This window comes from Streptomyces sp. NPDC006691, assembly GCF_042869955.1.
Classification (GTDB): domain Bacteria; phylum Actinomycetota; class Actinomycetes; order Streptomycetales; family Streptomycetaceae; genus Streptomyces.
Window position 1 is genome coordinate 165269 of record NZ_JBIAGW010000017.1, and the last position, 7003, is coordinate 172271.

General features: G+C 68.2%; 5 protein-coding genes and 2 pseudogenes. 2 read left to right on the forward strand and 5 right to left on the reverse strand.

Features of this window, described 5'->3' with window-relative positions:
* Positions 1-124 precede the first annotated feature (124 nt).
* Positions 125-1162, reverse strand: coding sequence for a helix-turn-helix transcriptional regulator (locus ACFYNP_RS29850; RefSeq protein ID WP_388789786.1), 1038 nt, complete (start codon positions 1160-1162; stop codon positions 125-127).
* A gap of 63 nt (positions 1163-1225) precedes the next feature.
* On the opposite strand from ACFYNP_RS29850, the gene ACFYNP_RS29855 reads away from it, so the two are divergent.
* Entirely contained in the window at positions 1226-1612 is a 387-nt protein-coding gene (locus tag ACFYNP_RS29855; protein WP_388789789.1) for a VOC family protein, read from the forward strand.
* A gap of 123 nt (positions 1613-1735) precedes the next feature.
* On the opposite strand, the pseudogene ACFYNP_RS29860 reads toward ACFYNP_RS29855, so the two are convergent.
* From ACFYNP_RS29860 to ACFYNP_RS29870, 3 genes and pseudogenes are all read right to left on the reverse strand, one after another.
* Positions 1736-2829, reverse strand: a pseudogene (locus ACFYNP_RS29860) (serine hydrolase domain-containing protein).
* A gap of 869 nt (positions 2830-3698) precedes the next feature.
* Positions 3699-4235 (reverse strand): hypothetical protein, encoded by a 537-nt coding sequence (locus ACFYNP_RS29865; RefSeq protein WP_388789791.1) that lies wholly within the window; start codon positions 4233-4235, stop codon positions 3699-3701.
* Positions 4236-5239: 1004 nt separating this feature from the next.
* Positions 5240-5551: a helix-turn-helix domain-containing protein gene (locus ACFYNP_RS29870; RefSeq protein WP_388408548.1), complete on the reverse strand. Its 312-nt coding sequence runs from the start codon at positions 5549-5551 to the stop codon at positions 5240-5242.
* A gap of 64 nt (positions 5552-5615) precedes the next feature.
* On the opposite strand from ACFYNP_RS29870, the gene map reads away from it, so the two are divergent.
* Positions 5616-6398, forward strand: a complete 783-nt coding sequence (map, locus tag ACFYNP_RS29875; RefSeq protein WP_388789794.1) for a type I methionyl aminopeptidase — start codon at positions 5616-5618, stop codon at positions 6396-6398.
* 306 nt (positions 6399-6704) lie between these two features.
* Here map and ACFYNP_RS29880 read toward each other — a convergent pair.
* Positions 6705-7003: pseudogene (locus ACFYNP_RS29880) on the reverse strand (alpha/beta hydrolase); the annotation flags it as partial.

Here is a 7003-nt window from a genome sequence, read left to right on the forward strand (position 1 = left end):
CACACCGCATTCCCTCCGCGCCCGCCACACGGCACCCGCTCACCCGGGGCCGTCTGGCGGGCGCCCGCGTCCGGGCGGGGCGGCCGCCTCTACGGCCCCCGCCCGCAATCCTTCTGACGCACCGTCAATCGCTTCGGCCGAAAGAAGCCGAACTCTTCTCAGATGCCTGGTCCCACGTGTCTCTGTCCCCGTGTCTCTCCTGGGGTTGACCGATCGCGTTGTCCTCGAACAGGTCCCGGGTACGGCGCAGCAGCGCTGCCCGTACGTCGTCCGGTGACAGGACGCGCAGCGGTGTGGCCAGGCTGAGGAGGTACTTGGCGAGGCCGTCCGCGTCGGGGCCGCCGATTTCGACGATCGTGGCGTCACTGCCCTCCGGCCGGTGGGTGCCGACCGTCGGCGGGATCAGCCGAAGCGCCTGCTCCACAGGGAGCGCGAGGCGGATCGTCACGTAGAGCGGGTAGGCGCCCCTCGCCATGGAGCGGGAGACAAGCAGGGCCGGGTCGGGAGGGTCGATGAATGTCACCCGGTGCCCTGTCGGCTGTATCCGGCCGACCCTGTCGGCCCGGAAGGTACGCCACTCATCCCGTGTCACGTCCCGGGCGACGAAGTACCAACGACGTCCGGTGTGCACCAGACGGTACGGGTCGACGTCCCGGGCCGTGGCCTTCCCTTCCCGATCGCGGTACGCCAAGCGGCTGCGCTCGCCTCGGCGACACGCTCCGGCCAGTTCCAACAGCATGCCGGGCGCGATCTGCGGCTCGTCGAGCCTCGTGGTGTGCACCAAGGCGGTGTCCATCTCGCCCAGCCGGTCCGCGATCCGGCGGGGCAGAACCTGACGTAGCTTCAGCAGAGCCGACAGGGCGGCCTGGTCGCCGCCGAGAACGCCGCTCAGCGCGGCCTCGCGCAGCCCGACCGCCACGGCGAGTGTCTCTTCGTCATCGAGGATCAACGGCGGCACCCGGCTTCCCGCACGCAGGCGATAGCCGCCCCATGGTCCGGGGTCGGACTCGACTCCGTAACCGAGTTCCCGGAGCCTGGCGATGTCCCGTCGCACCGTGCGCTCGGTGACGGTCAGCTGGGCGGCCAGCTCACGGCAGGTCCACGACGGGCGCGCGGACAGCAGCGAGACCAGTCGTAGCAGACGGGCGGATGTGCTGATCACGTTCCCAAGTGTTCCGCATGACCAGGACCGGCTCTGTCCTGATCCCGTCATAGCGTCTTCCTCATGAGCGCTGAAGACACCTCCACACCCGTGATCCGCTACTCGGCCGTTACGTTCGACTGCCCGGACCCTGCCGAACTGGCTCGCTTCTACAGCGACGCCCTCGGTCTGCCCATCACCTACTCCAGCGACGACTTCGTCCTGCTCGGGCAGGAGGGCTCGTCCGGACTGGGGTTCAACCGGCTGGCCGACTACCGGCCTCCCACCTGGCCGGACCCTTCGCAGGAGAAGCAGGCCCATCTCGAACTGGGCGTCGACGACCTGGAGTCCGCGCAGGCTCATCTGCTGGCCCTGGGCGCTGTCGAGCCTCCCACCCAGCCCCAGCCCGACCGGTGGAGAGTCCTGCTGGACCCCGCCGGCCACCCGTTCTGCATCACCACTCTGGTCTGAACAGAGATCACGCGGCGAAGGACGACACCTCGGTGACAACTGCCGCACGTCGCCGTCCAGGCCGACGGGCCCGCTGTCGTGTCGGGCCTGTCGGCCGCTTTCACGGGATGGTCTCGGCGGGGTTCAGCGGCACAGGGCGGTGTCCACCGCGCCTTCGAGGTTCCTCCGGGTCGCCCCGTCGGCGAGCTGCAGGGTGACTGCGATGCTGACGGTGCGACCGTCGTCGGTGGCACCGCCCCGGGTCTCGTACCCCGGGAAGCTGCCGCCGTGGCCCAGGAAAGGCCACCGCACGGCAGCGGCCTGCTGACGAGTCCGAGTCCGTAGCGCGAGCCGGGACCGAAGGTCGCTTCGGCGGGGACGGTGGACCGCATCTGGGCGAGCTGGGCGGAGGGCAGCAGACGGCCTGCCAGGAGTGCGCTGAAGAAGCGGTTGAGGTCGGAACCGGTGGAGACCATCTGGCCTGCCGCCCAGCCCCAGGAGGGGTCGATCACCGTGATGTCGTGCGGCGGCGAATCCACCGATTCCCGGTAGTAGCCGTGGGGGTGGGGCTCCCGGATGCTCGCGTCCCCAGGGGCGGGGAAGTACGTGTGGCGCAACCCGAGGGGCTTGATGATGCGTCGGTCGATCTGTTCGGCCAGGGGGCGGCCGGTGACCTCCTGGACGATCAGCCCAGCGAGCACATAGTTGGTGTTGCTGTATCTCCACCGGGTCCCGGAGGCGAACTCGGCCGGGTGCTTGAGGGCTGTACCGAGCGATTCGCGGGGGGTGTAATACCTGACGTCGTCCCCGAGGTAGTCCCTGTAGTTGGGGAGTCCGCTGGTCTGCTGGAGAAGCTGGCGGAGGGTGATGTGCCGTCCGTCGATGCCCTCCCCGCGGACGAGGCCGGGCAGGTAACTGTCGACGTCGGCGTCGAGATCCACCCTCCGCTCGGCGACGAGCTGGAGGACGACGACCGCGACGAAGGTCTTGGTGTTGCTGCCGATCCGCACCTGCCCGTCGACGGGCACCGGTGCACCGGTGGCCAGGTCACCGAGCCCTGCGGTGTAGGTGCGAGTGCGACCGTCATGGCCCTGAACGCTCGCCAGCGCGGCGGGCATCCCGTCGTCGCGCACCAGGGTGTTCAGGGCCTGCTGAACCGCGTCCGCGGAGGTGGCGGCAGTGGCCGACGAGCCGGAATCGGCAGCGGAGACGGGCGGGGCGAGGGCGCCCAGCGTCATGACGCCCATGGCCATCACGGTCGCCGCCGACACTGCCCGTCGCCACGATTCAGCCCCTGCTGGCCGACGGGCCGAGCGTAAGAAGGCCGCACACGCCTTGGTCCACGAGGTCCTCGCCCAGAGCCTCTCGCCCGGGGGCGATCACCCGGCATCTGGGCTGGGAGGTCTCAACTCCGCGCTCCGGTATACCAATGCCGCATGCCGGCGGAACACCTTCAGCGAGAGCCGGCCCCGTCCCAGGCGACTGGACACCTCACCAATTCGGCACTCCACCTGATCCGCGCCCTCGACGCCGTGACAGCCGGACTCACCGTGGAGTGGAGCTCTGGCAGCGTCGAGGGCGCCGTGAACCGCATCAGGAGGATCAGGAGGCAGCTCTACGGGCGAGCCGGATTCGAGCTACTCCGCAAGTTTGCTCCTGCTTCAGCAGCGCAAGGCGATAGTGCCAGGGCGTGAAGTGTGAAGGACGGGCACGTTCGCGATCAACCGAGCAGGTGCAGACCGCGGTGCGGCTTGCCGAGTTCGGGGCCCAGACGTTCGATGCGCAGAACGGCCTCTTGCCGCAGAGCTGCGTCGAGGTCCTGGACCGCGTCATCCCTCAAGTCAACGACCCAGCGGGAGCTGAGTATGTCGGCGGTTGCACCAGCTCGCCGTGCTCGTATCCAGGAATCGGGCCAGTTCCAAATGATGCGGTCGCCTCGTTCGCACACCGCAGTACCCCTCTGTGACGGCTCCCCACGCTCTTTGCCAGAACTCCACCCAGCAGCGCTCAGATCACCTGGCCCCATGTCCACAGACCCCGTGCCCACGGAAACGACACGGACCCGGAGTAGGAACATGATCGGCAGTACAGATCTAGCCGTACAGATCTAACCAACGCCCGTGACGGACAGCGCGGTTGTCCAGTCCGTGGCGATGGCGTGGCGGGCGTCGTCAAGTCCGACCTGGCCGTTGCAGACCGCGGTCTTCAGCTTGTTCTCGACGGTGTCCTTGTTGCCCGCGGTCTTCCCGCCCGTGCTGTAACGGGGCTCAGGCCACAAATTCCGCGGATCCCGGGGGGCGCCGCCGAGTTCCAGAGGGACGAGGTGGTCTTCCTCGTAGTCGGCGGTGGAGGTGTCGCTGTAACCGTAGGCCGTGATCTGCTGGACCTTCAGCGGGTTGGTGTACGAGGTCGGCGGGCGGACGGTGCTGGTCCAGCCGGAGACACAGATCGTGGACCCTATGGTCGCCTGGGTGACGTCCGGGTTGTAGGCGCCTGGCTGACAGACCGGGTCGGGCAGCGGCAGGTAGGACTGCGAACAGGCGGCGGCCGGGGCGGCGTGCGCGGTGGTGGTCGAAAGGACCAGCCCTGCCGTGGCGAGGGTCAACGCGCAGGATGCGGCGGCAAGTTGACGTATGCGTTGCATGTGGGGGCTCCGTCGGTCGGTGCTCGGCGTCGTGGGCCGGGCGACTGACGGCATGACACCACCGGCGGGGTCTATGCGAGTAGAACCGGGAGGTGAACAATTGGCAACCTGCGCAACTCTTACCCCCTCATGGGACGGCCCTGACCGGGTGTTGAGGCGCCCTTGGGTACGCATCCATCCAAAGCGGCCAGCCCACAAATCGACAACGACCCCCCGCCGAGGGGGCGGCGCAGGGCCAGCGCGCGTCGCTCACTCCCCCGCGCCGCAGCTGACTGCATGTCGCCCTTTACAGGGTGGCCTTCGCACCCGGTGCCGTCGTCCGACCGCAAAGCTTCGCCGAGAAGGATCCCGGCGGTCGCCATTCCTCGGACCCATGGATGTCTACCAAACCGAAGCTCCTGACGGCGGCGGGTTGGTCTATGAACTTGCGAGGTCGGTATCTCTTTCCGGCCGCCCGCCGAAGCCCCAGGGGAAGCCCATCCTGGTTTCCGATCAGTGTTGCCGCCTGCTGGCCTGCCTCGCCGTTCACAGGGCGATCGGCCGGTATCTGAGGGCTTCTTCGGCGATCTGCTCGGCCGAGGCGTACCGAAGCGCGGTTGGGGATGGAAGATCGGGTCGCCGAGCCTCGAATGCGACACCTTGGCATCGAGTTGCCGCAAGCACTGGTCGCTCTCCGCGGCTCCGGCGATGAGACTCCGGACGATCTCGACTAGTTCGTACTGGGCGATCTCCGCGATCCGGGAGGCGAGCCGGTCGACCAGCTTCCACCGCGAACTGGACCAGGTTCCGGCGGCCGTCGCACTCGGCGAAGTCGAGGGCCGCGGAGCCAGGGCCCCCTTCGCACTGAAGACCCTGATCGCCACATCCACATCCACATCCACATCCACGTTCTCGGATCCGGAGAGGACAGGATCAGCAATCTCCGCACCGCCGATCTTGAAGAGACTTGGCGAGAGCCGCGACCAAGCCCGCCGGCTCATGCCGTACTGGACGTCGAGTGGGTGCTACGAAACCAGCGATCGGTGCCGCACGGCAGGCAGGCCCGGCTCATCCCCCACGGTTCGCTCCGCCCGACCGCTCTCGATCTCGGCCCAGACGGCGTCGAGAGACAGGCCGAGGGTGTCGGCGATCGCCGCGATCGTCGGGAAGGCAGGCGTGGCCACACGGCCGGATTCGATCTTCCGCAGGGTTTCCGGCGAGATGCGCGAAGCGAGCGCCACGTCCAGCATGGAGCGGCAGCCCCGGGCCCGACGGAGCAGCGCGCCGAGGCGCTGTCCGCGTTCTACCTCGGCGGGAGTGAGCGGCAACCTGACCATGACCCCATTCTAATACCGGTACAGTTACACCGGTATAGTTATTGGAAACACATGCGAGGTCCCCATGATTGAGATCCTGAACTCCGCGCGACTTGAGCGAGCGAAGGACACCGGCGCCCTGGTCGGGAACATCCTGCACACACTGAAGCAGCGCAGCACGGTCGGCACGAACCTGCTGGACATCGACCAGTGGGCCAAAGAGATGATCACCGAGGCGAAAGCACACTCCTGCTACGTCGACTACGCACCCTCCTTCGGGCGCGGCCCGTTCGGGCACTACATCTGCACGGCCGTCAACGACGGAGTGCTCCACGGGCGGCCTCACAACTACACCCTGGCGGACGGGGATCTGCTGACTCTCGACCTCGCGGTATCCCGGGGCGGGGTGGCCGCGGACGCCGCGATCAGCTTTCTCGTGGGCAAAGCCAGGCCGGCGGAGAGCGTCGCCATGATCGAGACGACCGAACGTGCCCTCGCCGCCGGCATCACCGCCGCCAAGCCCGGGGCGCGCATCGGGGATCTCTCCCACGCCATCGGCACGGTTCTCAGTGAGGCGGGCTACCCGATCAACACCGAGTTCGGAGGCCACGGCATCGGCTCGACCATGCACCAGGACCCCCACATCGCCAACACCGGACGGCCGGGCCGCGGGTACAAGCTGCGTCCCGGACTGCTGCTCGCCCTGGAGCCCTGGGTCATGGCCGACACTGCCACACTCGTCACCGACGCCGACGGCTGGACGCTGCGCAGCGCGACCGGCTGCCGGACCGCGCACAGCGAGCACACCATCGCCATCACCGACGACGGAGCCGAAATCCTCACGCTGCCCACGCAGGCACGCCCATAGAGAGGGCGCCGAAACAGGTCGCTTCGAGGCGTGCAGCGCAGCTGCCTGCCGCACGGTGGGCCACACAGGTGAGTCGTGCAGCGGCGCTGCCTGCCGCACGGCTCCCCCGGCGGAAACCCTGTTTACGGCCACCTCGCCCAGCGGCAGAGGAACGGCACCTTCGCTCATCTCAGCGGCCTGCTGCGAGAGTTGGTCCGCGAGCAGGAGGGCCACAACATCGAGTCCTTGGCCTGCGTCATCGACGCGCAGAATGTGAAGACCTCTGCCAGCATCCTCGCCACGAGCCAAGCGCGGGGCGCCCGCCGCTTATGGCAGCAGAGTTTTGGCGAGTTCACGGGGCCGGGCGGCGAAGGGGCTGTGGCTGCCGGGGAGGGTGCGGACGGTGAAGGGGTTGGCGGGCATGGCCCGGTCGGCTTCCGTGATCATGAGATCCTGCACGGCCGTCGGCAACGCCCGGTCGTCGGCGCAGCGCAGGAAGGTCCGTGGAACTCGGCCCCAGCGTTGCGGAGACACGATGACCGGGGTGGTGGGGATCGCCAGCGGCAGATCGGGGCTCAGCGCGGAGCGCCAGCGGTCGAAGCGGTCCAGGGGGGTGTCGTGATAGT